This is a genomic window from Citrobacter sp. R-1.5.2, assembly GCF_035064245.1.
Classification (GTDB): domain Bacteria; phylum Pseudomonadota; class Gammaproteobacteria; order Enterobacterales; family Enterobacteriaceae; genus Citrobacter.
This window is the reverse complement of the sequence record NZ_JASEYC010000008.1, coordinates 1-25,935: the sequence shown is the minus strand read 5'-3', so window position 1 is coordinate 25,935 and position 25,935 is coordinate 1. Positions and strand designations below refer to the sequence as shown.

Genomic DNA, 25,935 nt, shown 5'->3' with positions numbered 1-25,935 from the left:
ATTAAGGCGTTAAAGTTTTTTGGCTTTTTCTACGGCTTCGTCGATAGAACCAACCATGTAGAACGCCTGCTCTGGCAGGTGGTCGTATTCGCCTTCCATGATGCCTTTAAAGCCACGGATGGTGTCTTTCAGGGAAACGTATTTACCCGGAGAACCGGTGAATACTTCCGCAACGAAGAACGGCTGGGACAGGAAGCGCTGGATCTTACGCGCACGAGCTACCACCAGTTTATCTTCTTCAGACAGTTCATCCATACCCAGGATGGCGATGATGTCTTTCAGTTCCTGATAACGCTGCAGCAGGGACTGTACGCCACGCGCAGTGTCATAGTGTTCCTGACCAACAACCAGCGGATCCAGCTGACGGCTGGTGGAGTCCAGCGGATCAACTGCCGGGTAAATACCCAGAGAAGCGATCTGACGGCTCAGTACCACGGTTGCATCCAAGTGAGCAAAGGTGGTTGCTGGGGATGGGTCAGTCAAGTCATCCGCAGGTACGTATACCGCCTGAACGGAGGTGATAGAACCGGTTTTGGTAGAAGTGATACGTTCCTGCAGAACACCCATCTCTTCCGCCAGGGTCGGCTGGTAACCTACCGCTGATGGCATACGACCCAGCAGTGCGGATACTTCCGTACCGGCCAGGGTGTAACGATAGATGTTATCGACGAACAGCAGTACGTCACGACCTTCGTCACGGAATTTCTCAGCCATGGTCAGACCGGTCAGCGCAACGCGCAGACGGTTTCCCGGCGGCTCGTTCATCTGGCCATAAACCAGGGATACTTTATCCAGAACGTTGGAGTCGGTCATTTCGTGGTAGAAGTCGTTACCCTCACGAGTACGTTCACCCACACCCGCAAACACAGAGTAACCGGAGTGCTCGATCGCGATGTTACGGATCAGCTCCATCATGTTTACGGTTTTACCTACACCCGCACCACCGAACAGACCAACTTTACCGCCCTTAGCGAACGGACACATCAGGTCGATAACTTTGATGCCGGTTTCCAGCAGTTCCTGAGAGCTGGACAGCTCTTCATAGGAAGGTGCTGCGCGGTGGATAGCCCAACGCTCTTCTTCACCGATATCGCCTTTCATGTCGATCGGGTGACCCAGAACGTTCATGATACGACCCAGAGTTGCTTTACCTACCGGGACTTCGATCGGGTGTTCGAGGTCTTTAACTTCCAGACCACGACGCAGACCGTCGGAAGAACCCATGGCGATGGTACGTACGATACCGCCGCCGAGCTGCTGCTGAACTTCCAGCACCAGGCTCTCTTTACCATTCATAACCTCAAGAGCATCGTACACGCGCGGTACGGCATCCTGAGGGAATTCGACGTCAACCACGGCGCCGATTACCTGGACAATTTTTCCAGTAGCCATCTTGAATCCTCTACGAATTAACCTGGTTATACCGCGGATGCACCACCGACGATTTCGGTGAGTTCCTGAGTAATGCTGGCCTGACGAGCTTTGTTGTATACCAACTGCAGCTCTTTAATCAGGCTGCCGCCATTGTCGGTCGCGGCTTTCATCGCCACCATACGTGCGGCCTGCTCGCTGGCCAGGTTTTCTACCACGCCCTGATAAACCTGAGATTCAACGTAACGACGCAGCAGGGTATCCAGCAGCGGTTTCGGGTCTGGTTCATACAGGTAATCCCAGGCTTTTTGTTTTAACTCTTCATCTTCTGAAGCCGGTAAAGGCAGCAGCTGAGTGAGAGTCGGAACCTGAGACATGGTGTTAATAAATTTGTTGCTGACAACGTACAGTCTGTCCAGACGACCTTCATCGTAGGCCTGCAGCATCACTTTAACCGGGCCAATCAGTTCGGACAGGGAAGGGTTATCCCCCATACCGGTTACCTGAGCAACCACGTTACCGCCTACGGAATTAAAGAAAGACACGCCCTTAGAGCCGATCATTGCGATGTCGCACTGAACGCCTTTATCGGACCATGTTTTCATATCCGCCAGCAGCTTTTTAAATAGGTTAATGTTCAAGCCACCGCACAGACCACGGTCGGTCGACACCACCAGGTAGCCCACGCGCTTAACGTCGCGTTCTTCCAGGTAAGGGTGCTTATATTCCAGATTACCATTCGCAAGGTGACCAATCACTTTGCGCATGGTCTCTGCATAAGGACGGCTGGCCGCCATGCGATCCTGCGATTTACGCATTTTGGAAGCGGCGACCATCTCCATCGCTTTAGTGATCTTCTGCGTGTTCTGGACGCTTGCGATCTTACTACGTATCTCTTTTGCGCCGGCCATGAGCTTCTCCTCAATGCCTTGCGGTCCGCCCTAAGACAGACCGCCAGACGTTACCAGGACTGGGTTGCTTTGAAGGAATCGAGGATAGCTTTCAGCTTGCCTTCGATTTCATCGTTATAGCCACCGGACTGGTTAATCTCTTGCATCAGCGGAGCGTGATCACGGTCAACGTAAGCCAGCAGAGCCGCTTCGAAGCTACCGATTTTCGCCAGTTCCACATCTTCGAGGTAACCGCGTTCAGCCGCAAACAGCACCACACCCTGCTGTGCAACAGACATTGGGGCATACTGTTTCTGCTTCAGCAGTTCAGTTACTTTCTGACCGTGGCTCAGCTGCTTACGCGTAGCTTCGTCAAGGTCGGAAGCGAACTGAGAAAACGCTGCCAGTTCACGATACTGTGCCAGAGCGGTACGGATACCACCGGACAGTTTCTTGATGATCTTGGTCTGCGCTGCACCACCGACACGGGATACGGAAATACCCGGGTTAACTGCCGGACGAATACCGGAGTTGAACAGGTTGGTTTCCAGGAAGATCTGACCATCGGTAATGGAAATTACGTTGGTCGGAACGAACGCAGAAACGTCACCCGCCTGGGTTTCGATAATCGGCAGCGCGGTCAGGGAGCCGGTTTTACCTTTGACTTCACCATTGGTGAATTTCTCAACGTATTCCGCGTTAACGCGGGATGCGCGTTCCAGCAGACGGGAGTGGAGGTAAAATACGTCGCCTGGGAATGCTTCACGTCCTGGTGGACGACGGAGCAGCAGGGAAACCTGACGGTAAGCAACAGCCTGTTTGGACAGGTCATCATAAACGATCAGTGCATCTTCACCGCGGTCACGGAAGTATTCGCCCATTGCGCAACCGGCATAAGGTGCCAGGTATTGCAGTGCAGCAGATTCAGACGCGGTCGCCACAACAACGATGGTGTTGGACAGTGCGCCATGTTCTTCCAGTTTACGAACCACGTTAGAAATGGTGGACGCTTTCTGGCCGATAGCCACGTACACACATTTGATGCCGGAGTCACGCTGGTTGATGATGGCATCGATTGCCATCGCGGTTTTACCGGTCTGACGGTCACCGATGATCAACTCACGCTGGCCACGACCGATTGGGATCATGGCATCAACGGATTTATAACCGGTCTGTACCGGCTGATCTACGGACTGACGTTCGATTACGCCTGGTGCGATAACTTCGATTGGCGAGAAGCCATCGTTATCAACCGGACCTTTACCGTCAATTGGGGAACCCAGAGTGTTCACCACACGACCCAGCAGGCCACGGCCAACCGGAACTTCCAGAATACGACCCGTACACTTAACCTTCATGCCTTCGGCGAGGTCAGCGTATGGACCCATCACAACTGCACCTACGGAGTCGCGCTCCAGGTTCAGTGCGATAGCGTAACGGTTACCCGGCAGAGAGATCATTTCCCCCTGCATACAGTCAGCAAGACCGTGGATGCGGATAACACCGTCACTTACAGAAACAATAGTACCTTCGTTGTGAGCTTCACTCACAACACTGAACTGAGCAATGCGCTGCTTGATCAGTTCGCTGATTTCGGTGGAATTCAGTTGCATGCTCCAGTCCCCTTAAGACTGCAAGACGTCTGCAAGGCGCTCAAGACGGCCGCGTACGCTGCCATCAATGACCATATCACCCGCACGGATGATTACGCCTGCCATTACAGACTTATCGATTTTGCAATTCAGCTTAACTTTGCGTGACAGACGTTTTTCCATCGCTGCACTAATCTTCGTAAGCTGTTCATCACTCAGTGCATTGGCAGAAGTGACTTCTACCTCAGAGATAGCCTCACTGGCTGCACGCAGGTGAATAAACTGCTCAAGAACATCCGGGAGCGCATTAAGACGGTTATTTTCAGCCATTACCTTAATCAGGTTTTGACCGCTTTCGTCCAACTGCTCACCGCAGATTGCGATAAACGACTCAGCGAGCGTTTCCGGCGCCAGTGCGCCAGAGAGAAGCTCTGCCATTTGTTCGTTCTTCGTCACCTCAGCGGCAAACGTCAGCATATCCTGCCAACGGTCAACGCTTTGGTGCTCAACGGCAAAGTCAAAAGCTGCTTTGGCGTAGGGGCGAGCTACCGTAATAAATTCAGACATCAGCCCCTCCCTCCTTACAGTTCAGCGACAAGTTTGTCCACGATGTCGCTGTTAGCAGCTTCATCCACGGAACGTTCGATGATCTTCTCGGCGCCAGCAACAGCCAGGACAGCAACTTGCTTACGCAGCTCTTCGCGAGCACGTTTACGCTCGGCGTCAATTTCCGCCTGCGCTTGTGCCACGATTTTAGTACGTTCCTGCTCTGCTTCAGTTTTAGCTTCGTCCAGGATCTGAGCGCGGCGTTTGTTTGCCTGCTCGATAATTACCTGAGCTTCCGCCTTCGCTTTTTTCAGCTGGTCAGTCGCGCTGGCCTTTGCAAGGTCAAGATCCTTATGTGCTCGTTCAGCAGAAGCAAGACCGTCAGCAATTTCTTTTTGACGTTTTTCGATGGCTGCCATTAATGGCGGCCATACGTACTTCATGCAGAACAGAACGAACAGGACAAACGCGATGGCCTGGCCGAGGATTGTTGCGTTAAGATTCACAGCACAATGCCTCTATCTAGTTAACGTTCTGATATTGCTCTTAATTCAAGCAACGCTTACTACGCGACAGCGAACATCACGTACAGACCCAGACCTACAGCGATCATCGGGATAGCATCCACCAGACCCATAACGATAAAGAACTGAGTACGCAGCAGAGGAATCAGATCAGGTTGACGCGCTGCGCCTTCCAGGAATTTACCCCCGAGGATGCCGATACCGATCGCAGCACCGATTGCCGCCAGACCCATCATCACAGCGGCAGCCATGTACAGCAGATCCATATTCAGGTTTTCCATGACAGTCTCCAGTTTGTTTCAGTTAAAACGTAGTAGTGTTGGTAAATTAATGCTCTTCAGACGCCATCGACAGATAGACAATCGTCAGAACCATGAAGATGAAGGCTTGCAGCGTGATAATCAGTATGTGGAAAATGGCCCACGGCACATTCAGAATCCACTGTGACCACCACGGCAACAGACCAGCAATCAGAATGAAAATCAGCTCACCAGCGTACATGTTGCCGAACAGTCGCAGACCAAGAGAAACTGGTTTGGACAGCAGGCTTACCCCTTCAAGGATTAAGTTGACAGGAATGAACGCCCAGTGATTGAACGGCTGCAGCGTCAACTCTTTCGCGAAGCCGCCGATGCCTTTCATTTTGATGCTGTAGAACAGAATCAGGATAAACACGCCCAGCGCCATCGACAGGGTGATGTTTACGTCCGCAGACGGAACTACGCGCAGCGCCGGCAGGCCCAGTATATGCTCAGCAATATACGGCAGCAGGTCGATTGGCAGTAAATCCATCAGGTTCATCAGGAAGACCCAGACGAAGATCGTCAGGGCAAGCGGTGCGATAACCTTGCTTTTGCCATGGTACATGTCTTTGACACTGCCATGAACAAAGCCGATTACCAACTCAATCGCGGTCTGAAATTTCCCTGGTACGCCGCTGGTTGCCTTTTTGGCCACGCTACGGAACATAAGCAGGAACAACAGACCCAGCACCACCGAGAAGAACATGGAGTCAATATTGAGCGTCCAGAAGGTGGCTGGGGGGTTATGCGGATCTACCAGCGAGAAAGTACGCAGGTCCAACTGAAGGTTATTCAGATGGTGCCCTATGTATTCCTGCGGCGTCATATTTTCAGAAGCCATGATGCCTTTTACCCTTTGTTGTTAATTACAGCCGGTGCCAGTATCTGAACCACCAGCACCAAAACCCACGTAACGATCAGCGGTAAGAACACCGCCTTCAAAACCGCCAACGCCACCACAAGCAAAACCAGCATCGCTAACACCTTGAAGGCTTCGCCGAAAGCGAACGACCAGGCCACTCGGCCCTTTGCTGGTGTATGTGCCTGGTGACGCCAGGCAAATATCATAAACAACATATTAGGCAGTAACACTGCCAATCCCCCGCACAATGCGGAGATGCCCCAGAAAGGGTCTTTGAGGCTAAACAGCAATCCACTTGCTATTACCGCCAGAAGCTGTGTGAGCAGAAGCTTACGAGCAACGTTTCGACTCAAGAGCGACATAGACATCACGTTTTTACTCCTGCTCCCTTCGAGGTATGCCGCGTGTCGTATAAAACGTTCTTTATGGCTTAGAGTCAAGCATCAAAAAGCGGTCAAATTATACGGTGCGCCTTCGTGATTTCAAACAATAAGTAGCTAAAAAGTGAATAAATGTTTAAATATTTTTCTCCAGGCCACATTTATTACTTTTTGGCAAACTGTGAACGATCATGCAAAACTGCAAATACCGCGTAAACACTGGCGACAAAGCGTGCACCAGATCACATATTGAACATATTCACCTTCGCTCAATTAATTTACGTGGCAAATGATGCCTTTTCATCTTTTTGATATTTAAGCGTAAAAACCGTCACTATTTTAGAAATAGCCCCTAACAACAAAAAAACCGCTCATTGACATTTATAATAAATAATTAACACAAAACGGTGATTCTTAGGTTCTATTTTTAGCAGACTGATATTTTCACAGTTGACTTGTTTCGTTTTTAACAAAAAACGGTACGTTATAGTTATGATGCAAAACAGTAAGACAGAGGTGAAATGTAACACCACTTCCCCCCCCTATACCCCCCGGTATTTAACACCTGAAGGCCCGCTTTTTTTCTGTTTTTTTTGATAAATATTAAATTTTGTTTGGCTTAATAACCACCAAATGGCGCTCACCATCCAGTTGTGGAACCCGTAATTTTACAACTGATTCTACGCTGAACGCCGCAGGCAGTGTGGCGATCTCATCTTCCGGTAATTGCCCTTTTAAAGCATAAAAACGTCCATTTTGACCGGGTAAATGGTGGCACCAGCTCAGCATGTCGTTAAGAGACGCAAAAGCACGGCTTATCACACCATCAAAAGGTGGCTCAGAAGGGAATTCTTCTACCCTGCTTTGTACTGGAGTGATGTTGTCCAGTTTAAGCTCATGTTGTACCTGACGCAGAAAGCGTACGCGTTTTCCCAGACTATCCAGCAGAGTAAAATGCGCCTCAGGACGCACGATAGAAAGAGGAATTCCCGGTAAGCCCGGTCCCGTGCCGACATCAATAAAACGTTCGCCCTGCAGATGGGGTGCGACCACAATGCTGTCCAGAATATGGCGCACCAGCATTTCGTTGGGGTCCCGCACCGATGTCAGGTTGTACGCTTTATTCCATTTGTGCAGCATATCGACATACGCAATCAGCTGATTTTTCTGGTGATCGGTAAGAGAAATACCAGCATCAGCCAGCAGACGAGAGAGTTTGTTGAGCACGGTCGTTACCTGTTAATAATCAATTACCCGCTGCGCTATAGCTTATCGGGTCGACAAATTTGCAGGGCGGGCTAGCGTAGTGCCCCCGCCCAAATAGTGTGATTAAGCGCTACGGCGCAGCATACCTTGTTTTTTCAGCCAAACCAGCAGAATGGAGATGGCGGCAGGCGTGACACCAGAAATGCGCGATGCCTGGCCGATTGACACAGGTTTGTGATCGTTCAGCTTGGCAATAACTTCATTCGACAAACCGGAAACCTGACGATAATCCAGAGTCGCAGGCAGCAACGTGTTCTCATTGCGCTGTTGTCTTTCGATTTCATCCTGCTGACGGGCAATATAACCTTCGTACTTAACCTGAATCTCAACCTGTTCAGCCGCCTGAGGATCATCAAGCGCTGGTGCAAATGCGGACAATGATGTCAGCTGCGCATAGGTCATGTCCGGACGACGCAGCAGATCTTCACCACTGGCCTCGCGTGACAGAGGCGTTGCCAGGTGCGCGTTCACTTCCGCAGCAGATTCAGCAAGCGGGTTCACCCAGGTTGATTTCAAACGCTGACGTTCTTGTTCGATGCGTTCCAGTTTTTCATTGAAGCGCGCCCAGCGTTCATCCCCCACCAGACCCAGTTCACGACCAATTTCGGTCAGACGGAGATCGGCGTTATCTTCGCGCAGCATCAAACGGTATTCTGCGCGCGAAGTAAACATGCGGTACGGTTCTTTAGTGCCCAACGTACACAGGTCATCCACCAGCACACCAAGATAGGCCTGAGAACGCGCAGGAGCCCACCCCTCTTTGTCAGCGGACAGGCGTGCGGCGTTCAGACCCGCCAGCAAACCTTGCGCGGCGGCTTCTTCGTAACCGGTTGTACCGTTAATCTGACCGGCAAAGAACAGACCCTGAATGAATTTACTTTCCAGAGTTGGTTTCAGGTCGCGTGGATCGAAGAAATCATATTCAATAGCATAGCCAGGACGAACAATTTTGGCGTTTTCCATCCCCTGCATGGAGCGGACAATTTGCATCTGCACGTCAAACGGCAGGCTGGTGGAAATACCGTTCGGGTAAATTTCGTTAGACGTCAGTCCTTCCGGTTCAAGGAAGATCTGGTGCTGGTTACGATCGGCAAAGCGCATCACTTTGTCTTCGATCGACGGGCAGTAACGTGGGCCTATACCTTCGATCACGCCAGCATACATCGGGCTACGATCGAGGTTATTACGGATCACGTCATGGGTTTTCTCGTTAGTATGCGTGATGTAACACGGCATCTGGCGCGGATGTTGAGAAACATCGCCAAGGAACGAAAAGACCGGCATCGGGTTATCGCTGTTTTGCTGGCCAAGTACGCTGAAATCGATGGTACGCGCATCAATACGCGGCGGTGTACCTGTTTTCAAACGACTAACGCGCAGCGGAAGCTCACGCAGGCGACGTGACAGTGGAATAGACGGCGGATCGCCTGCACGGCCACCGCTGTAGTTGTCCAGACCAATGTGAATTTTTCCGTCGAGGAAGGTCCCTACGGTTAATACAACCGCTTTAGCACGGAACTTCAGACCCATCTGAGTCACCGCACCCACAACACGATCGTTTTCAACAATCAGATCTTCAACCGCTTGCTGGAAGATCATCAGATTCGGCTGGTTCTCCAACGCAGTACGTACCGCCTGACGATAGAGCACGCGATCCGCCTGAGCACGAGTGGCGCGAACTGCCGGGCCTTTGCTGGCGTTTAGTATCCTAAACTGGATGCCGGCATGGTCGATCGCGGTTGCCATCAGGCCGCCAAGCGCATCCACTTCTTTTACCAGGTGTCCCTTCCCAATGCCGCCAATCGCTGGGTTGCAGCTCATTTGCCCCAGAGTGTCGATATTGTGTGTCAAAAGCAGAGTCTGTTGACCCATTCGCGCCGCGGCCATTGCGGCCTCGGTGCCTGCATGACCCCCGCCAATGATGATGACGTCAAAAGGATCCTGATAAAACATGGTAATTGCCTCGCATAACGCGGTGTGAAAATGGATTGAAGCCCGGGCCGTGGATTCTACTCAACTTTAGTCGATGGAGAAAGACCTCGGATCCTGGGTATTAAAAAGAAGATCTTTTTATTTAGAGATCTGTTTTATTGTGATCTCTTATTAGGATCGCAACTATCTGTGGATAAGGGCGATCCTTTGAATAAGATCAACGGGTTGTTGAGGATCATTAGCTGTGAATGATCGGTGATCCTGGTCCGTATAAGCTGGGATCAGAATGAAGGGTTATACACAACTCAAAAACTGAACAACAGTTATTCTTTGGATAACTACCGGTTGATCCAAGCTTTTAACCAGAGTTATCCACATAAAAAAGTACGATCTTTACAAATCTCTGAGCAATGGATGCCAGGATCCCAACCAAATTTCAGCCGGATCTTCCGGAATCTCATGTTCCAGTACGTTGATCCTGAGCGTTTCACCGATCTGTTTCGCCCCGCAGGCCTTCAGTTCAGCTTCCAGCTTGTCAATCGCACCGCAGAACGTGTCATATTCACGGCTACCAATGCCGATGGCACCAAAGCGTACCTGCGAAAGATCCGGTTTCTGCTCGCGCAATGCGTCATATAAAGGTTGCAGGTTATCAGGAATGTCTCCCGCACCGTGCGTTGAGCTGATTACCAGCCAGACCCCTTGAGTTGGAACCTCGTCGAGCATCGGTCCATGCAGTATTTCGCTGGAAAAACCAGCGTCATCCAGCTGTTCAGCCAAATGTTCTGCTACATATTCCGCACTGCCAAGCGTGCTGCCGCTGATAAGAGTGATATCTGCCATTGATCGCTACCTCGATGAAGAGGCAGCATTGTACGCTGTGAGCGAGCTGGGATCTACCTGTGGAAAAATAGGGGATTAAAAAAAGCGATCAGGGCTTGATGGTACGCATGATCGGGTTCTGCAAGACGATCAAGGTTTCTGTGGATTGAATTTCATCAATTGTTTGGATCTTGTTGATAAGTACTTGTTGCAGAGCATCGATAGATTTACACATCACCTTAATAAAGATGCTGTAGTGTCCGGTGGTGTAATACGCCTCGGTCACTTCATCGAGACTTTCCAGTCTGGCTAATGCAGATGGATAATCCTTAGCACTTTTCAGGATAATGCCAATAAAGCAGCCGACGTCATAACCCAGTTGTTTTGGACTGACATCAATACGTGCGCCGGTAATGATCCCAGCCTGCTTCATCTTTTCAACGCGTACGTGGATGGTACCCGGGCTGACACCAAACTGTTTTGCCAGTTCGGCGTAGGCGGTACGGGCATTTTCCATCAGGGCATCAAGGATGCCGCGGTCCAGATTGTCGATCTGATAATTTTCCATAGGTTTTTCTTATGTAGATTGATGATTCACTCTATTTTAGCGTTAAATTTTAACGAATCAAAATCGAACTTGGCTTTTTGTTTGTTGATTATTGAATATTACCCTCATTCTGTTGCTTAATCATAGGCAACAGGACACAGGAGTAAACATAATGAAAACCGCTTACATTGCCAAACAACGTCAAATTAGCTTCGTGAAATCTCATTTTTCTCGTCAACTGGAGGAGCGTTTAGGTCTGATCGAAGTTCAGGCACCGATCCTCAGCCGCGTAGGAGATGGCACGCAGGATAACTTGTCTGGCTGTGAAAAAGCGGTGCAGGTGAAAGTGAAAGCATTACCAGACGCTCAGTTCGAAGTGGTTCATTCACTGGCGAAGTGGAAGCGTCAAACGCTGGGACAACACGACTTCAGCGCGGGCGAGGGGCTGTACACGCATATGAAAGCTCTGCGCCCGGATGAGGACCGTCTCTCTCCGCTTCACTCGGTCTATGTTGACCAGTGGGACTGGGAGCGCGTTATGGGTGACGGTGAGCGTCAATTCTCCACTCTGAAAAGCACAGTAGAGGCTATCTGGGCGGGAATTAAGGCAACTGAAGCTGCGGTAAGCAAAGAATTTGGTCTGGCACCGTTCCTGCCAGAGCAGATCCACTTTGTGCATAGCCAGGAGCTGTTATCTCGCTACCCGGATCTTGATGCTAAAGGTCGTGAACGTGCGATCGCAAAAGAGCTGGGCGCGGTGTTCCTGGTCGGGATCGGCGGCAAACTTAGTGACGGCCACCGTCATGACGTTCGTGCTCCGGATTATGATGACTGGAGTTCCGCTTCCGAGCTGGGCCATGCAGGTCTGAACGGTGATATCCTGGTGTGGAACCCTGTTCTGGAAGATGCGTTTGAACTGTCTTCGATGGGGATCCGCGTGGATGCCGATGCGCTGAAACACCAGCTTGCTCTGACCGGTGATGAAGACCGCCTGAGTCTGGAGTGGCACCAGGCACTGTTGCGTGGCGAAATGCCGCAGACCATTGGCGGCGGTATTGGGCAGTCACGCCTGACTATGCTGCTGCTGCAGTTGCCGCACATTGGCCAGGTTCAGTGCGGTGTGTGGCCTGCACAGGTCCGTGAAAGCGTCGCTTCTCTGCTGTAAAAAATTAACGCCGCCAGCGTCTGAGCAGGCGGCTTCGCATCCCGGTATCAAAGCGCCAGATATGATCGAAAATGCGCATGATGCCGGGTTTGCCGTGTGCTGACATCGCGACCGCATGAAAACGGTGCTGATGTACCCGCTGTAATTCCCCCACTTTGTTGACAACTTCATCGGGTAATCGCTGAGCGATAAAATCCGAAATCACCACCGCATCTGCATCGAACCATTCCCGACCTTGCATACGTTCAATAATGGCACGAAAGCAACTGGCAATATCCGTACCGCCGCGAAAACGCTGGCTTAAAAAACGGATTGCCTGCTCAATGCCTTCCGGACCGGATAGCTCATAGCGCACGACTTCTGTTGAAAATAGCATGATGAAACAGCGACGGTTATCGGCGAGTGCAACGCGCATGAGTGCTAGGCAAAAGGCTTTCGCACACTGTTCGTTAAATCCGCCCATCGATCCCGAGGTATCGACACAGACAATAAACGGTCCACGAGGCTGCTCGTCAAAATCCTGGTGTATAACCGGCCGCTCTGTGACTTTCTCGCACCAGGCTTCTCCATGCAGGCGGTATGTCAGGAGCTGCTTTTCCACCAGCCGCCGATAGAACTCATATTCCAGTTCGGTAATACCCAACGTGGCCAGTTCGGGGGGGAGTAAACGCAGGATATCATCGCTTTGTTGAATGCCATCCACCTGTTCCGGGACGGTGGCCGGTTCACGCACCAGCGTACGGAATGTTTCCATTGGCGCATCTTTACGCGGCACGGATTTCGCTTCTCTGGAGCGCCCCAACTGTTCGGCCAGCCGTTGAAGTTCGGGTTGTTGCGTTAGAAACTCACCGTATTTCACCATCAGCTGATAATCACCGCGCTTGATTTGACCTGCGCTCATGTCCCACAAACGACCCGCTGCGTTGTCATTTTCCGCCAGCACAGGTTCCAGTTGGCCACTGAGCGTCATCCGTTCCTGCACTTCACTGAGCAACTGTTCGCGTTCTTCTTCCAGTAGCTGCTGATTAAGCGTGGTGGTTTGCACCACCAGGCTCAGGCGCCAGCGCTGGAGAAATAGTGTATGCAGTGCGGGCGTAAACGTACTGTTGTCATCGACCAGTTGCTGCGCTTGCCCAGCCCATGGTGAGTGGAGTCGGTGCAGGAGCGCTAAGATTTGCGGTAGCTGGACGATAAACTGCGGAGTGGAGAGGAGCTGGCTTTGCTGATAGCACATTACCTCTTCTGTTAGCTCCGGCGGTACGTGGGTATCTTTGAGGCGGCTACGTAACGCTTCACGCCAGCGGGGAACATCGTCAGTAATCGCTTTTTTTAGCCGGGGAAATTTTTTGAAAAAGACCGCCATCTGCGGGGAAGCCAGCAGTGCGATGATCATCTCTTCGATCATCCCCTCTTCGCCGACCGCCAGCATGATATTCAGCGTATCAAGGGTCAGCATTGTTGTGCCTGTCGGATCTGTGTACCGACGTCCTGCAGGCTGGCTTCAATGCGGCCTAACCAGTCACTATGGATAAACAGACATTTTTGCTGTTCACTGAATTCGCTGTGCTGCTGGTGCCATTCGTTGTCGAGCGCTTCAAGCTGCTGTTTTATCTCACTGGGCATGCCTTCTTCTGATGCACCGGGTAACGCCAGTCGAGAACCTTGCAAGCTGACGTCGCGTACGACCAGGTGCTGAGCGCTGTCGACTTCCATGTTCAGCGTCTGGGCAAATCCGATACCGTTTAATTTTCCGCGGATCTCGCCGCCTTTAGTCAGCCACAGCTCCAGAGCGCCGCGTTCAAAGGCAATATGGATAACGTCCATATCGTGCAGCTTTAGGGGTTTTTGCAGTAGCAGTGTCAGTACGGAAGTGTTGGCTTCCGGAGGTAAATCATAATGAGGACGGCGGCTGAACATTCCGCCCTGACGAATCACCGTGAACGCTGTTTTATCACTTTGCTGCTGCTGTAGCTGGATGCGACGCTGCATTATTGCCCCAAGGCGAGTCAACATTGTCTGCTGCTGCCAGGCGTGCCCGGTCATCAATATTTCGATTTGTTGCTGCATCAGATTCAGGCTTTGCGCGTCATACCATAAGCAATCTTTCAGAAGAATAAGGTCGATAGGTGCAACGGCATCGCGCCCGCTAAAGAAGGCGCTGGCCTGGAGTAAGCGGATTGCTTTTTTCCAGCGACGGTCAGAGACGTAGGGGGCGTTCGGTAGCGCATCCAGTTGCTGGCGCAGGGTGAAAATCAATTCAAATACACGATCGGGAAGCGTGATTTTGCCAATGTCTTTTTGCCACTGGTAGTACTCTTCATCCGTCACTTGTAACGTTGTTGGAACAGGGTTGTCACTTTCATCCTGCTGGCTTAACAGCATAGATCGGAAGTTAGCCTTGTCCTGGACTTTATCCAGCCACAGGCGAATCAGCATACGGTCATACAATGCTTCCAGGCTGCTGTCCGCTTCAGGTAGTTCGTTGGAGGCCGCGACCAGCAGGCGCATCGGGATTTTCTCCTCGTGTGCACCGTTGCGGAAGTGGCGTTCGTTAATGGCGGTAAGCAGGGTGTTGAGAATGGCCGGGCCTGCTTTCCAGATTTCATCGAGAAAAACAATTTCGGCTTCCGGAAGGTAGCCTGCTGTTAAGCGCTCATAGCGACCTTCGTCTTTAAGCGCCTGAATGGATAGCGGGCCAAAGACCTCTTCAGGTGTCGAGAAGCGCGTCATCAGATATTCGAAAGCTCGGGCATTTTTAAAGGCAAACTTCAGTCGGCGAGCGATTAAGCTTTTCGCGATCCCTGGAGGGCCTAATAAGAAGACGCTCTCGCCGCTGAGTGCGGCCAGCAGACACAGGCGAATGGCGTGGCTACGTTCATAAAGTCCCTTTTCCAGCGCATTGCTCAGACGGGAAATTCTTTCCGCTAATAAATGTGGGTGAGCCATAATGAAGTGGCGTCCTTTCGCCAAATGTACCGCGTTAAACAGCGAGTATAGATGTTTAGCCCCTGGGCTGTAATAGACTGAAGGCGCGTTTATTTTTCTTTGAGCCAGATTAATCTGGTCTCATTTAGGGGTACGATTTTGCGATTAATCGTGCATACTGTGCGCCTTTTTGTGGGCCAAGGGACGACGCACACATTTCTAATATATACACCATATCAATCAAGCTGCACCAAGGCGGCAATGGAGTTATTCCCTGGGATGGGCGGAATAACGAATGCAGCCAACGCGGAGGTAGCTTGAACGATGATGTGTATAAACGAAAGACGAGTCTATGAGCACTGATAATAAGCAATCATTGTCTGCGATTACCCTCGCGGCCATTGGGGTTGTCTACGGTGATATTGGTACCAGCCCACTTTATACGCTTCGTGAATGTTTGTCCGGGCAGTTTGGTTTTGGCGTTGAACGTGATGCCGTGTTTGGTTTTCTCTCGCTGATTTTCTGGCTGCTGATCCTGGTTGTTTCCGTTAAATATCTGTCATTTGTTATGCGTGCTGATAACGCCGGGGAAGGCGGGATCCTGACGTTGATGTCGTTGGCCGGGCGTAATACGTCGGCGAGAACGACCTCGATGCTGGTGATTATGGGATTGATTGGCGGCAGCTTTTTCTATGGCGAGGTGGTGATTACGCCAGCGATTTCGGTGATGTCGGCGATTGAAGGTCTGGAGATTATTGCTCCACAGCTGGACACCTGGATAGTTCCTCTCTCTATTATCGTACTTACCCTGCTGTTTTTGATTCAAAAACACGGTACCGGCATGGTCGGTAAGCTGTTTGCGCCGATTATGCTGATATGGTTCCTCGTGCTTGCCGTGCTGGGTGTACGCAGCATTATTGCGAATCCGGAAGTGTTGCATGCCCTTAATCCGTATTGGGCTGTTCATTTCTTCCTGGAATTCAAAACGCTATCCTTTATTGCGCTGGGCGCGGTGGTGCTGTCGATTACCGGTGTTGAAGCGCTGTATGCTGATATGGGCCACTTTGGTAAGTTACCGATTCGCCTGGCATGGTTCTCCGTCGTATTGCCTTCGCTGGTGTTGAATTATTTTGGTCAGGGAGCGTTGTTGTTAAAGCATCCCGAAGCGATCAAAAACCCGTTCTTCCTGCTGGCACCGGACTGGGCACTGATTCCGCTGCTGATCCTTGCCGCTCTGGCAACGGTTATCGCCTCTCAGGCGGTTATCTCCGGCGTATTCTCACTGACGCGCCAGGCTGTGCGTCTGGGGTATTTATCGCCGATGCGGATTATCCATACTTCAGAAATGGAATCGGGTCAGATCTATATTCCTTTCGTAAACTGGATGCTTTATTTCGCCGTGGTTATCGTGATAGTGAGCTTTGAGCACTCCAGTAATCTGGCTGCTGCGTACGGTATTGCGGTAACGGGAACAATGGTGCTGACGTCCATCTTGTCGACGACTGTGGCGCGGCAAAACTGGCACTGGAATAAATACTTCGTCTTCCTGATTCTGGTCGCGTTCCTGTGCATCGATGTTCCGTTATTCTCTGCAAACCTCGATAAGCTCGTTTCAGGCGGCTGGTTGCCGCTCTCGCTGGGCCTGGTGATGTTCACTATTATGACGACCTGGAAAAGCGAACGCTTCCGTCTGCTGCGTCGCATGCATGAGCACGGCAACTCTCTGGAGGCGATGATTGCCTCGCTGGAGAAATCCCCACCGGTGCGTGTACCAGGAACGGCGGTGTATATGTCCCGTGCGTTGAACGTCATCCCGTTTGCGCTGCTGCATAATCTCAAACACAACAAAGTGTTGCATGAACGCGTTATTCTGCTGACGTTGCGCACTGAAGACGCACCCTATGTACACAATGTACGTAGAGTGCAGATTGAGCAACTGTCGCCTACCTTCTGGCGCGTGGTGGCCAGTTATGGCTGGCGTGAAACGCCAAACGTTGAGGAAGTGTTCCACCGCTGTGGTCTGGAAGGCTTAAGTTGCCGGATGATGGAAACCTCCTTCTTTATGTCGCATGAGTCGCTGATTGTTGGTAAACGGCCATGGTATCTGCGCCTGCGCGGTAAGCTGTATTTGCTGTTGCAGCGTAACGCGCTACGTGCGCCGGACCAGTTTGAAATTCCGCCTAACCGGGTTATTGAACTCGGTACTCAGGTCGAGATTTAATGTTGTTGACGCCCTCTTTCATCGTGAAAGGGGGCGTTTTGTTTGACCCCTCTCAGTTTTCTTTTCATCTCATGATAATCCTTGCGAAACGTTTCGATGGCGATCACATTTTCGTAACCTCGCGGTGGTTTTCTGTGCACCCTTCAGACTAAACTTATCGTCAGCGAAACGTTTCGCTAGTGGGGAAAGAAAATGAAGAAAGGCACGGTACTCAACTCTGAAATTTCATCGGTGATCTCCCGTCTGGGGCATACCGATACGCTGGTGGTATGTGATGCGGGTTTACCCATCCCGAATAGCACAACCCGTATCGATATGGCATTAACCCAGGGCGTACCTTCTTTTATGCAGGTATTGGATGTGGTCACGCGTGAAATGCAGGTCGAGGCAGCCATTCTCGCGACGGAAATTAAACAACATAATCCGCAACTCCACGAAACGTTGCTCAACCACATTGAGCAACTGCAACAACACCAGGGAAACACCATAGAAATTCGTTACACCACGCATGAGCATTTCAAAAAACAAACCGCTGACAGTCAGGCGGTAATTCGCAGCGGAGAGTGTTCTCCGTATGCGAATATTATTCTTTGTGCTGGCGTCACGTTCTGAGGCCATCATGAACGCATTACTGCAACTCAAAGGGATCGATAAAGCGTTCCCGGGCGTAAAAGCGCTATCTGGAGCCGCATTGAATGTCTATCCAGGTCGCGTAATGGCGCTGGTAGGCGAAAACGGCGCTGGCAAATCCACCATGATGAAAGTACTGACCGGTATCTATACCCGTGATGCCGGTTCTTTATTATGGTTGGGGAAAGAAACCACCTTCAACGGCCCAAAATCCTCCCAGGAAGCCGGGATTGGCATTATTCACCAGGAGCTGAACCTGATCCCTCAACTCACCATCGCTGAGAACATTTTTCTTGGCCGTGAGTTTGTAAATCGCTTTGGCAAAATAGACTGGAAGAAGATGTATGCCGAAGCCGATCTGCTGCTTGCCAAACTCAATCTGCGTTTTAAAAGCGACAGGCTGGTGGGTGAGTTGTCGATTGGCGATCAGCAGATGGTTGAAATTGCCAAAGTGTTGAGCTTTGAGTCGAAGGTCATCGTTATGGATGAACCGACCGACGCCCTTACCGATACCGAAACGGAATCCCTGTTCCGCGTGATCCGCGAACTTAAATCGCAGGGGCGTGGCATCGTCTATATCTCCCACCGTATGAAAGAGATCTTCGAGATTTGCGATGACGTGACCGTTTTCCGCGATGGACAGTTTATTGCCGAGCGTGAAGTGTCCTCGTTAACCGAAGATTCGCTCATTGAAATGATGGTGGGACGTAAGCTGGAAGATCAGTACCCGCGGCTGGATAAAGCGCCGGGTGAAGTACGCCTGAAAGTCGATAACCTGTGCGGCCCAGGGGTGAACAGTGTTTCATTCACGCTGCGCAAAGGTGAGATCCTTGGGGTATCGGGTCTGATGGGGGCCGGGCGAACCGAATTGATGAAAGTCCTGTATGGCGCACTGCCGCGTACCAGCGGTTACGTCACACTGGATGGCCATGAAGTTGTCACCCGTTCGCCGCAGGATGGCCTGGCTAACGGTATCGTCTATATTTCTGAAGACCGTAAACGCGATGGTTTAGTGCTGGGCATGTCGGTGAAAGAGAATATGTCATTGACCGCGTTGCGCTATTTCAGCCGTGCCGGCGGAAGCCTGAAGCATAAAGATGAGCAGCAGGCGGTAGGTGATTTTATTCGTCTGTTCAATGTGAAAACGCCATCGATGGAACAGGCTATCGGCCTGCTTTCTGGCGGTAACCAGCAGAAAGTGGCGATTGCACGCGGTTTGATGACCCGACCCAAAGTGCTGATCCTCGATGAGCCAACACGCGGCGTTGATGTTGGCGCCAAGAAAGAAATCTACCAGCTTATCAATCAGTTTAAAGCCGATGGGCTGAGCATCATTCTGGTCTCTTCTGAGATGCCAGAAGTATTGGGCATGAGCGATCGAATTATCGTTATGCATGAAGGGCATCTCGGCGGTGAGTTCACTCGCGAGCAGGCCACTCAGGAAGTATTAATGGCTGCCGCTGTGGGCAAGCTTAATCGCGTGAATCAGGAGTAAAAAAGATGACAACCCAGGCTGTTTCTGGTCGCCGTTATTTCACTAAAGCATGGCTTCTGGAGCAAAAGTCGCTCATCGCTCTGTTAGTGCTGATTGCGATTGTTTCCACCATGAGCCCGAACTTTTTTACTGTTAATAACCTGTTCAACATTCTCCAGCAAACGTCGGTAAACGCCATTATGGCCGTTGGCATGACGCTGGTCATCCTGACGTCGGGTATCGATCTGTCCGTCGGTTCCCTGCTGGCGCTCACTGGTGCGGTTGCGGCTTCCATTGTAGGAATTGAAGTCAACGCGCTGGTCGCCGTCGCGGCAGCATTGGCGCTGGGCGCTGCTGTTGGTGCGTTAACCGGGGTGATTGTCGCAAAAGGTCGCGTACAGGCATTTATCGCTACGCTGGTGATGATGCTGCTGCTGCGTGGTGTAACCATGGTCTACACCAACGGCAGTCCGGTAAATACCGGCTTTACCGACAATGCCGACCTGTTTGGCTGGTTTGGTATTGGTCGTCCGTTAGGCGTCCCGACGCCGGTGTGGATTATGGGTATTGTCTTCCTGGCGGCGTGGTACATGCTGCATCACACCCGTCTGGGCCGTTATATCTATGCGCTGGGTGGTAACGAAGCGGCAACGCGTCTGTCTGGTATCAGCGTCAGCAAAATCAAAATCATCGTCTATTCACTCTGTGGGCTGCTGGCTTCGCTGGCGGGCATCATTGAAGTGGCACGTCTTTCCTCTGCACAACCAACGGCGGGTACCGGCTACGAGCTGGATGCTATCGCTGCGGTCGTATTAGGTGGTACCAGCCTGGCGGGTGGCAAAGGACGAATTGTTGGGACGCTGATCGGCGCATTGATTCTTGGTTTCCTCAATAATGGTTTGAATTTGTTAGGTGTATCCTCCTATTACCAGATGATCGTCAAAGCGGTGGTGATTTTGCTGGCGGTACTGGTAGACAACAAAAAGCAGTAACAACGATTACAGGACATCTTAAATATGAACATGAAAAAACTGGCTACCCTGGTTTCTGCTGTTGCGCTGAGCGCCACCGTGAGCGCGAATGCGATGGCGAAAGATACCATTGCGCTGGTGGTCTCCACGCTTAATAACCCGTTCTTTGTCTCCCTGAAAGATGGTGCGCAAAAAGAGGCGGATAAGCTGGGCTATAACCTGGTTATTCTGGATTCACAGAATAACCCGGCGAAAGAACTGGCAAACGTTCAGGATTTAACGGTTCGCGGTACTAAAATACTGCTGATTAACCCGACGGACTCCGATGCCGTGGGTAATGCTGTGAAGATGGCTAACCAGGCGAAGATTCCGGTTATCACTCTCGACCGCGTAGCGTCTAAAGGTGAAGTGGTAAGCCATATTGCGTCTGATAACGTGCTGGGCGGCAAAATTGCGGGTGATTACATCGCGAAAAAAGCCGGTGAAGGCGCGAAAGTTATCGAACTGCAGGGTATTGCCGGAACGTCTGCGGCGCGTGAGCGTGGCGAAGGTTTCCAGCAGGCCGTTGCGGCACATAAATTTAACGTACTGGCCAGCCAGCCGGCAGACTTCGACCGTACGAAAGGCTTGAACGTTATGCAGAACCTGCTGACTGCACATCCTGATGTGCAGGCTGTATTTGCCCAGAACGATGAAATGGCGCTGGGTGCATTGCGCGCACTGCAAACTGCGGGTAAATCTGATGTGATGGTGGTTGGATTTGACGGCACACCTGATGGCGAAAAAGCAGTAAATGATGGCAAACTGGCTGCGACTATTGCTCAGTTGCCGGATCAGATTGGCGCGAAAGGCGTTGAGACTGCGGATAAAGTCCTGAAAGGCGAGAAGGTTCAGGCTAAATATCCGGTTGACCTGAAGCTGGTCATCAAGCAGTAATACCGATTCAGGCCGCTCGTGGCCTGATGGAGACATAAATACGCCATCGTTAGATCTGGTTCTGAAGATGAAAGCGTAAAAAGAAAAGCAGGGCACGCGCCACCCTAACCCGGTGGCGCACTTTGACTTGGAATACCTAACATGAAAACCGCAGGCAACCTCGTTGTTCTTGGCAGCATTAATGCCGATCACATCCTCAACCTTAACTCTTTCCCGACACCGGGTGAAACCGTAACCGGTAGCCAATATCAGGTGGCGTTTGGCGGTAAAGGCGCGAATCAGGCGGTTGCTGCAGGGCGTAGTGGCGCGAATATCGCGTTCATTGCCTGTACGGGGGATGACGATATTGGCGAAAGTGTTCGTAAACAGTTAGCCCGCGATAATATTGATATTGCCCCGATTAGCGTTATTTCGGGTGAATCGACCGGTGTGGCGCTGATTTTTGTGAATGCTGAAGGTGAGAACGTTATCGGTATTCATGCCGGCGCGAATGCTGCACTTTCTCCGGCGTTGGTCGAAGCACAGCGTGACCGTATTGCTCAGGCATCTGCGTTACTGATGCAATTAGAATCACCGATCGAAAGCGTGTTGGCTGCGGCAAAGATAGCGCAGCAAAACAAGACTACGGTTGCCCTGAATCCAGCCCCGGCACGTGAACTATCCGACGAGTTGCTGGCGCTGGTGGATATTATTACCCCAAATGAAACCGAAGCTGAGAAGCTGACGGGGATCCGGGTAGAAAACGATGAAGATGCAGCTAAAGCGGCGCAGGCGTTGCACGCGAAGGGTATTCACACTGTACTGATTACCTTAGGCAGTCGCGGTGTGTGGGCCAGCGTAAACGGTGAAGGTCGTCGTGTGCCTGGGTTTAAAGTGGATGCTGTTGATACTATCGCTGCCGGAGATACCTTTAACGGCGCGTTAATCACAGCGTTACTGGAAGAGACTCCGCTATCGGAAGCCATCCGTTTTGCACATGCTGCCGCGGCGATTGCAGTCACACGTAAAGGTGCACAGCCTTCCGTTCCATGGCGTGAAGAAATCGAAGCGTTTTTAAGTCAACAGAGGTAACGCTTGGCTACAATGAAGGACGTTGCCCGCCTGGCGGGTGTTTCCACGTCGACAGTTTCTCACGTCATTAATAAAGATCGCTTTGTCAGTGAGGCGATCACTGACAAAGTTGATGCGGCGATCAAAGCGCTTAACTATGCGCCTTCCGCGTTGGCGCGTAGTCTCAAACTGAATCAGACCCGCACTATTGGTATGTTAATCACAGCCAGTACTAATCCCTTTTATTCTGAGCTGGTTCGTGGTGTTGAACGTAGCTGCTTTGAGCGCGGCTACAGCCTGGTGTTGTGCAACACCGAAGGTGATGAGCAGCGTATGAACCGTAATCTGGAAACCTTGATGCAAAAGCGGGTAGACGGCTTGCTGCTGCTCTGCACGGAAACACATCAGCCTTCCAGAGAAATCATGCAGCGTTACCCGTCTATACCCACCGTTATGATGGACTGGTCGCCTTTTGATGGTGAAAGCGATCTGATTCAGGATAACTCCCTGTTGGGTGGGGATTTAGCCACCCAGCATCTTATCGAAAAAGGGTTTACGCGTATTGCCTGCATCACGGGCCCTCTGGATAAAACACCGGCGCGTCTGCGTCTGGAAGGGTATCGCGCGGCAATGAAGCGTGCAGGGCTGGCTATCCCGGACGGTTATGAGATCACCGGTGACTTCGAGTTTGGCGGTGGGTTTGAAGCTATGCAAACGCTGTTGTCGCATAAAGACCGCCCACAGGCTGTTTTTACCGGCAATGACGCGATGGCGGTTGGAGCATATCAGGCTTTATATCAGTCTGGATTGCGTATCCCGCAGGATATGGCGGTAGTCGGTTATGATGACATAGAACTGGCGCGCTATATGACGCCGCCGCTGACAACTATTCACCAACCGAAAGATGAGTTGGGCGAGCTGGCCATTGATGTGTTAATCCACCGTATGGCACAGCCCGCATTGCAGCAGCAGCGCTTGCAGCTTACTCCTGTTCTGATGGCGCGGGGGTCGGTTTAGGCTTATGCCGCTCTTTGATCAAATTGCGCCCATCTTTGGCTCTTAACAGCATAAACATCAACGCCGATACGACGGTGATCGCGCCCATAGTAATAAAGGTATAGTGGAACTGTTCGACCGTATTGGTTCCTTCCATACCTTCGTAGATACGCAGGACCGCGGCACTGATGGCAACCCCTAAACTAATAGACAGCTGCTGCGTAACGGCTAAAACGCTGTTACCGCTGCTGGCGTTCTCATCAGTCAAATCTGCCAGAGTAATGGTATTCATCGAGGTAAACTGGGTGGACATTGCCATACCTAAAATGAACAGTGGCAGGATTAGCATCCAGACCGGCATGGCTGGAGACTGCAAAGAGAACTGTGCAATCATCAGGCCGATAAACACTGTAATACCGACCAGTGTGGTCCGGTAGCCGAGTCGGCGCAGTACCTGCGTCACCATCGATTTTGCCAGAATTGATCCCAGTGCTGTCGGAGCCATCATGCAACCGGCAATGAGTGCCGGGTATCCAAAGCCTACCTGCAGCATCAGTGGCATTAAGAAAGGTACGCATCCCGTCCCCAGGCGAGTAGCAAGGTTTCCGGCGATGCCAACAGAAAAGGTTCGCGTTTTAAAAATAGGAAGCGCAATCAATGGGGTCGGATGGCGACGCGCATGACGGATGTAGGCGAGAAGTAACACAATGCTGGCGAGAATAATGCCAAGTGCGACCCAACTGGCAACAAGTTTCTCGCCAAACAATTCAACACCGCTGGAAAACAGCACCAGGCTTAGACCAAAGAGAAAGAAACCGGTCATATCGAAGCCGCGGCGTGGTGTGGTGAAGTTCGGCATATATTTGCGGGCGTAGAAGATACCGGCAATGCCGATGGGAATATTAATCAGGAAGATCCAGTGCCAACTGGCCCACGTTACCAGCACACCACCCAGTACCGGACCTAAAATCGGTCCAACAAGGCCGGGCATGGTCACGAAATTAAGCACGGGGAGTAGTTCGCTGCGCGGGTAAGCACGCAATAATGCCAGACGGGCAACTGGCATCATCATTGCGCCACCGATACCCTGTATCACGCGGAAAACCACCAGTTCACTTAATGAGCTGGAAAGTGCACAAGCTAACGACCCCAACGTAAACAGGCTAACGGCAATCATAAATACGCGCCGGGTCCCGAATCTGTCAGCCAACCATCCACTCACCGGGATCAGCATAGCGACTGTCAGGGTATAGCTGATAATGGCTGACTGCATGGCAAGCGGGGAGCGGTTAAGACTATGTGCTATTGCGGGTAAGGCCGTGTTGAGGATAGTGGCATCTAATGCCTGCATAAAAAAGGCCATGGCGGCTATCCATGGCAATCCAGCCATACTGCGCGATTTCTTTTCTGACATAGATTATTTATCCGGGAGCTCGTTCGGTGCTATCAGTAATGCCTGACAAGCGGCAAATGCGCGTTCGCCATCGCTATCTTCTATTGCATCGACAATGGCCTGGTGCAAATCCAGCTTGACCACATCGTTATAGGTAATCGACGTAAAGTAGGTCTGATAAACGGAATGGAACAATGATGCGAAGGATATCAGGAATGGATTCGCGCTCATTTCATAAATGTGCTCATGCCAGGCAATATCAACTTCAATCCAACGTTCGCGTCTGAAGTTTCTTTTCAGCTCGACCATCTCTTCCATTAATGTATTGAGATGGGCTTTCTGCTCTGCTGTACCAATCGTCGCAGCCAGTAAACAAGCTTGAGGTTCCAGGCTAATACGCATCACCAGAAAGTGCTTAATGACCTGTGGGAAATTATCTTCCGTCATCCACCAGGTGAGCAGCTCCTGATCGAGGAAGTTCCAGTTTGCCTGCGGCATAACGCGTGTACCAATACGTGGGCGCGGTAATACCATACCTTTAGCCGTTAATGTCTTAACTGCTTCCCTTACCGCAGTTCGGCTCACGCCAAACTGATCGCCCAGCTCAATTTCACCTGGCAGGATAGCGCCGGGTGCGTATTCACCTTTTAATATTCTCTGAGCCAGCTTTTCTGCCAGAACATAGGAAAGATTCTTTTGGGCAGCTATCTGTTGGGCATTTAAAGGCATGAATGTTCTTCCTTACGCTTTTTCTTATTCATTAGTATGCCATCAGGGAGTGTGATTGCGGCTGCAAAAACGGCAAATTGCTTATTTTATGGCATGTTAATGGTTGTTTTGGTGAAAAAATACGCATTCGGAAAGTTATTTTAAATTTCCCCTTGTCAGCCTGAAATAACTCCCTATAATGCGCCTCCACTGACACGGAACAACGGATCACAAGCCGCCGGGTCAGCGGGGTTCCACTGAGAACTTCGGCGAAGAAAGCGAAATTAAATGCTTGACTTCGTGGCGGGATGGCGTAATATGCACACCCCGCGCCGCTGAGAAAAAGCGAAGCGGCACTGCTCTTTAACAATTTATCAGACAATCTGTGTGGGCACTCGAAGATACGGATTCTTAACGTCGCAAGACGAAAAA

The 25,935-nt window shown here is 51.1% G+C and carries 25 protein-coding genes; 8 read left to right on the top strand and 17 right to left on the bottom strand.

The window, feature by feature from the left end; genetic code table 11:
* Nucleotides 1-9: 9 nt before the first annotated feature.
* The 12 genes from atpD to asnC form a co-directional block, all read right to left on the bottom strand.
* Nucleotides 10-1,392, bottom strand: coding sequence for a F0F1 ATP synthase subunit beta (atpD, locus tag QMN38_RS15270; protein ID WP_003023806.1), 1,383 nt, complete (start codon nucleotides 1,390-1,392; stop codon nucleotides 10-12).
* Nucleotides 1,393-1,418: 26 nt separating this feature from the next.
* Nucleotides 1,419-2,282 (bottom strand): F0F1 ATP synthase subunit gamma, encoded by an 864-nt coding sequence (gene atpG, locus QMN38_RS15265; RefSeq protein WP_005121458.1) that lies wholly within the window; start codon nucleotides 2,280-2,282, stop codon nucleotides 1,419-1,421.
* Nucleotides 2,283-2,332: 50 nt separating this feature from the next.
* Entirely contained in the window at nucleotides 2,333-3,874 is a 1,542-nt protein-coding gene (atpA, locus tag QMN38_RS15260; RefSeq protein WP_003827026.1) for a F0F1 ATP synthase subunit alpha, read from the bottom strand.
* Nucleotides 3,875-3,886: 12 nt separating this feature from the next.
* Nucleotides 3,887-4,420, bottom strand: coding sequence for a F0F1 ATP synthase subunit delta (atpH, locus tag QMN38_RS15255; RefSeq protein ID WP_005121457.1), 534 nt, complete (start codon nucleotides 4,418-4,420; stop codon nucleotides 3,887-3,889).
* A gap of 14 nt (nucleotides 4,421-4,434) precedes the next feature.
* Complete coding sequence (gene atpF / locus QMN38_RS15250; protein ID WP_040232304.1) at nucleotides 4,435-4,905, bottom strand: F0F1 ATP synthase subunit B; 471 nt, start codon at nucleotides 4,903-4,905, stop codon at nucleotides 4,435-4,437.
* A 59-nt stretch (nucleotides 4,906-4,964) separates the two neighbouring features.
* A complete protein-coding gene (gene atpE, locus QMN38_RS15245) occupies nucleotides 4,965-5,204 on the bottom strand; it encodes a F0F1 ATP synthase subunit C (protein ID WP_000429386.1) in 240 nt (79 codons plus the stop codon).
* A gap of 46 nt (nucleotides 5,205-5,250) precedes the next feature.
* Nucleotides 5,251-6,066: a F0F1 ATP synthase subunit A gene (gene atpB / locus QMN38_RS15240; RefSeq protein ID WP_005121454.1), complete on the bottom strand. Its 816-nt coding sequence runs from the start codon at nucleotides 6,064-6,066 to the stop codon at nucleotides 5,251-5,253.
* Between the two features lie 8 nt (nucleotides 6,067-6,074).
* Nucleotides 6,075-6,455: a F0F1 ATP synthase subunit I gene (atpI, locus tag QMN38_RS15235; RefSeq protein WP_045449005.1), complete on the bottom strand. Its 381-nt coding sequence runs from the start codon at nucleotides 6,453-6,455 to the stop codon at nucleotides 6,075-6,077.
* A 615-nt stretch (nucleotides 6,456-7,070) separates the two neighbouring features.
* The gene (rsmG, locus tag QMN38_RS15230) at nucleotides 7,071-7,694 is read right to left on the bottom strand and encodes a 16S rRNA (guanine(527)-N(7))-methyltransferase RsmG (protein ID WP_048213788.1); all 624 of its coding nucleotides are present in this window, start codon (nucleotides 7,692-7,694) and stop codon (nucleotides 7,071-7,073) included.
* Between the two features lie 102 nt (nucleotides 7,695-7,796).
* Complete coding sequence (mnmG, locus tag QMN38_RS15225) at nucleotides 7,797-9,686, bottom strand: tRNA uridine-5-carboxymethylaminomethyl(34) synthesis enzyme MnmG (protein WP_271442569.1); 1,890 nt, start codon at nucleotides 9,684-9,686, stop codon at nucleotides 7,797-7,799.
* 372 nt (nucleotides 9,687-10,058) lie between these two features.
* Nucleotides 10,059-10,508: an FMN-binding protein MioC gene (gene mioC / locus QMN38_RS15220; protein WP_271442570.1), complete on the bottom strand. Its 450-nt coding sequence runs from the start codon at nucleotides 10,506-10,508 to the stop codon at nucleotides 10,059-10,061.
* A gap of 88 nt (nucleotides 10,509-10,596) precedes the next feature.
* Entirely contained in the window at nucleotides 10,597-11,055 is a 459-nt protein-coding gene (gene asnC, locus QMN38_RS15215) for a transcriptional regulator AsnC (protein ID WP_003023780.1), read from the bottom strand.
* Between the two features lie 151 nt (nucleotides 11,056-11,206).
* Here asnC and asnA point away from each other — a divergent pair, with 151 nt between their 5' ends.
* Entirely contained in the window at nucleotides 11,207-12,199 is a 993-nt protein-coding gene (gene asnA / locus QMN38_RS15210; RefSeq protein ID WP_005121446.1) for an aspartate--ammonia ligase, read from the top strand.
* A gap of 4 nt (nucleotides 12,200-12,203) precedes the next feature.
* Here the strand turns inward: asnA and viaA are convergent, their stop codons facing one another.
* Together viaA and ravA are read right to left on the bottom strand one after the other, a co-directional pair.
* A complete protein-coding gene (gene viaA, locus QMN38_RS15205; protein WP_323605297.1) occupies nucleotides 12,204-13,655 on the bottom strand; it encodes an ATPase RavA stimulator ViaA in 1,452 nt (483 codons plus the stop codon).
* Nucleotides 13,649-15,145: an ATPase RavA gene (gene ravA, locus QMN38_RS15200; protein ID WP_271442571.1), complete on the bottom strand. Its 1,497-nt coding sequence runs from the start codon at nucleotides 15,143-15,145 to the stop codon at nucleotides 13,649-13,651. Before ravA ends, viaA begins: the two co-directional genes overlap by 7 nt.
* 331 nt (nucleotides 15,146-15,476) lie before the next feature.
* Between ravA and kup the strand changes: the two genes are divergently transcribed.
* From kup to rbsR, 7 genes are all read left to right on the top strand, one after another.
* A complete protein-coding gene (kup, locus tag QMN38_RS15195; protein ID WP_048213793.1) occupies nucleotides 15,477-17,345 on the top strand; it encodes a low affinity potassium transporter Kup in 1,869 nt (622 codons plus the stop codon).
* 192 nt (nucleotides 17,346-17,537) lie between these two features.
* Complete coding sequence (gene rbsD, locus QMN38_RS15190) at nucleotides 17,538-17,957, top strand: D-ribose pyranase (protein WP_271449740.1); 420 nt, start codon at nucleotides 17,538-17,540, stop codon at nucleotides 17,955-17,957.
* Nucleotides 17,958-17,964: 7 nt separating this feature from the next.
* Nucleotides 17,965-19,470: a ribose ABC transporter ATP-binding protein RbsA gene (gene rbsA, locus QMN38_RS15185; RefSeq protein ID WP_271449739.1), complete on the top strand. Its 1,506-nt coding sequence runs from the start codon at nucleotides 17,965-17,967 to the stop codon at nucleotides 19,468-19,470.
* Between the two features lie 5 nt (nucleotides 19,471-19,475).
* Nucleotides 19,476-20,441: a ribose ABC transporter permease gene (gene rbsC / locus QMN38_RS15180; RefSeq protein WP_137381321.1), complete on the top strand. Its 966-nt coding sequence runs from the start codon at nucleotides 19,476-19,478 to the stop codon at nucleotides 20,439-20,441.
* Between the two features lie 24 nt (nucleotides 20,442-20,465).
* Nucleotides 20,466-21,356 carry a ribose ABC transporter substrate-binding protein RbsB gene (rbsB, locus tag QMN38_RS15175; RefSeq protein WP_003023760.1) on the top strand — a complete coding sequence of 297 codons (891 nt, stop codon included), beginning with the start codon at nucleotides 20,466-20,468 and terminating at the stop codon, nucleotides 21,354-21,356.
* A 141-nt stretch (nucleotides 21,357-21,497) separates the two neighbouring features.
* Complete coding sequence (rbsK, locus tag QMN38_RS15170) at nucleotides 21,498-22,427, top strand: ribokinase (RefSeq protein ID WP_137381322.1); 930 nt, start codon at nucleotides 21,498-21,500, stop codon at nucleotides 22,425-22,427.
* 3 nt (nucleotides 22,428-22,430) lie between these two features.
* Nucleotides 22,431-23,423, top strand: coding sequence for a ribose operon transcriptional repressor RbsR (gene rbsR / locus QMN38_RS15165; protein WP_137381323.1), 993 nt, complete (start codon nucleotides 22,431-22,433; stop codon nucleotides 23,421-23,423).
* Here rbsR and mdtD read toward each other — a convergent pair.
* The 3 genes from mdtD to QMN38_RS15150 all read right to left on the bottom strand — a co-directional run.
* The gene (mdtD, locus tag QMN38_RS15160) at nucleotides 23,389-24,816 is read right to left on the bottom strand and encodes a multidrug transporter subunit MdtD (RefSeq protein ID WP_271442576.1); all 1,428 of its coding nucleotides are present in this window, start codon (nucleotides 24,814-24,816) and stop codon (nucleotides 23,389-23,391) included. The genes rbsR and mdtD overlap by 35 nt on opposite strands.
* A gap of 3 nt (nucleotides 24,817-24,819) precedes the next feature.
* Nucleotides 24,820-25,524 carry a FadR/GntR family transcriptional regulator gene (locus QMN38_RS15155; protein ID WP_101742141.1) on the bottom strand — a complete coding sequence of 235 codons (705 nt, stop codon included), beginning with the start codon at nucleotides 25,522-25,524 and terminating at the stop codon, nucleotides 24,820-24,822.
* A 31-nt stretch (nucleotides 25,525-25,555) separates the two neighbouring features.
* Nucleotides 25,556-25,935 (bottom strand): hypothetical protein (locus QMN38_RS15150; protein WP_323605296.1); only part of this gene is annotated, 380 nt, incomplete at its 5' end.

What these genes read in the sequence shown, in the direction of transcription:
- asnC (WP_003023780.1), bottom strand. Translation starts at nt 11,055, where the DNA reads ATGGAAAATTATCAGATCGACAATCTGGACCGCGGCATCCTTGATGCC.
- atpE (WP_000429386.1), bottom strand. Translation starts at nt 5,204, where the DNA reads ATGGAAAACCTGAATATGGATCTGCTGTACATGGCTGCCGCTGTGATG.
- atpH (WP_005121457.1), bottom strand. Translation starts at nt 4,420, where the DNA reads ATGTCTGAATTTATTACGGTAGCTCGCCCCTACGCCAAAGCAGCTTTT.
- mioC (WP_271442570.1), bottom strand. Translation starts at nt 10,508, where the DNA reads ATGGCAGATATCACTCTTATCAGCGGCAGCACGCTTGGCAGTGCGGAA.
- rbsC (WP_137381321.1), top strand. Translation starts at nt 19,476, where the DNA reads ATGACAACCCAGGCTGTTTCTGGTCGCCGTTATTTCACTAAAGCATGG.
- rbsA (WP_271449739.1), top strand. Translation starts at nt 17,965, where the DNA reads ATGAACGCATTACTGCAACTCAAAGGGATCGATAAAGCGTTCCCGGGC.
- rbsD (WP_271449740.1), top strand. Translation starts at nt 17,538, where the DNA reads ATGAAGAAAGGCACGGTACTCAACTCTGAAATTTCATCGGTGATCTCC.
- atpD (WP_003023806.1), bottom strand. Translation starts at nt 1,392, where the DNA reads ATGGCTACTGGAAAAATTGTCCAGGTAATCGGCGCCGTGGTTGACGTC.
- kup (WP_048213793.1), top strand. Translation starts at nt 15,477, where the DNA reads ATGAGCACTGATAATAAGCAATCATTGTCTGCGATTACCCTCGCGGCC.
- mnmG (WP_271442569.1), bottom strand. Translation starts at nt 9,686, where the DNA reads ATGTTTTATCAGGATCCTTTTGACGTCATCATCATTGGCGGGGGTCAT.
- atpB (WP_005121454.1), bottom strand. Translation starts at nt 6,066, where the DNA reads ATGGCTTCTGAAAATATGACGCCGCAGGAATACATAGGGCACCATCTG.
- ravA (WP_271442571.1), bottom strand. Translation starts at nt 15,145, where the DNA reads ATGGCTCACCCACATTTATTAGCGGAAAGAATTTCCCGTCTGAGCAAT.
- atpG (WP_005121458.1), bottom strand. Translation starts at nt 2,282, where the DNA reads ATGGCCGGCGCAAAAGAGATACGTAGTAAGATCGCAAGCGTCCAGAAC.
- viaA (WP_323605297.1), bottom strand. Translation starts at nt 13,655, where the DNA reads ATGCTGACCCTTGATACGCTGAATATCATGCTGGCGGTCGGCGAAGAG.
- rbsB (WP_003023760.1), top strand. Translation starts at nt 20,466, where the DNA reads ATGAACATGAAAAAACTGGCTACCCTGGTTTCTGCTGTTGCGCTGAGC.
- atpA (WP_003827026.1), bottom strand. Translation starts at nt 3,874, where the DNA reads ATGCAACTGAATTCCACCGAAATCAGCGAACTGATCAAGCAGCGCATT.
- mdtD (WP_271442576.1), bottom strand. Translation starts at nt 24,816, where the DNA reads ATGTCAGAAAAGAAATCGCGCAGTATGGCTGGATTGCCATGGATAGCC.
- rbsK (WP_137381322.1), top strand. Translation starts at nt 21,498, where the DNA reads ATGAAAACCGCAGGCAACCTCGTTGTTCTTGGCAGCATTAATGCCGAT.
- atpI (WP_045449005.1), bottom strand. Translation starts at nt 6,455, where the DNA reads ATGTCTATGTCGCTCTTGAGTCGAAACGTTGCTCGTAAGCTTCTGCTC.
- QMN38_RS15155 (WP_101742141.1), bottom strand. Translation starts at nt 25,524, where the DNA reads ATGCCTTTAAATGCCCAACAGATAGCTGCCCAAAAGAATCTTTCCTAT.
- asnA (WP_005121446.1), top strand. Translation starts at nt 11,207, where the DNA reads ATGAAAACCGCTTACATTGCCAAACAACGTCAAATTAGCTTCGTGAAA.